The organism is Paenibacillus sp. LK1 (genome assembly GCF_002750415.1).
In the GTDB taxonomy this organism is placed as follows: domain Bacteria; phylum Bacillota; class Bacilli; order Paenibacillales; family Paenibacillaceae; genus Paenibacillus; species Paenibacillus taichungensis.
Window position 1 is genome coordinate 1 of sequence record NZ_PEII01000048.1, and the last position, 359, is coordinate 359.

The window sequence follows — 359 nt, forward strand, 5'->3', positions numbered from 1 at the left end:
CTACCAACTGAGCTATCAGGGAATACTAAGCATCTGCAGTGCAAATGCAATTCATCGTACAACATCAACATACAAAATCTGTTTTCTATGTAAGATGAAAGAGTTCGCTTGGCGGCGTCCTACTCTCCCAGGACCCTGCGGTCCAAGTACCATCGGCGCTAGAGGGCTTAACGGTCGTGTTCGGGATGGGTACGTGTGGAACCCCTCCGCCATCGCCACCAAACGCATAGCTTAGCTTACATCTCAGAGATTATTCTCTGAAAACTAGATCCGAAACGAAATGTGCGATTTACAACTTGCATATTTGGATAAGCCCTCGACCGATTAGTACTGGTCAGCTCCATGCATTGCTGCACTTC

Annotated in this window: 1 rRNA gene; it reads right to left on the reverse strand. The window is 47.6% G+C overall.

Annotated elements, in window-relative coordinates:
• Window positions 1-106: 106 nt before the first annotated feature.
• Window positions 107-223, reverse strand: a 5S ribosomal RNA gene (gene rrf, locus CS562_RS32495).
• Window positions 224-359: the final 136 nt, after the last annotated feature.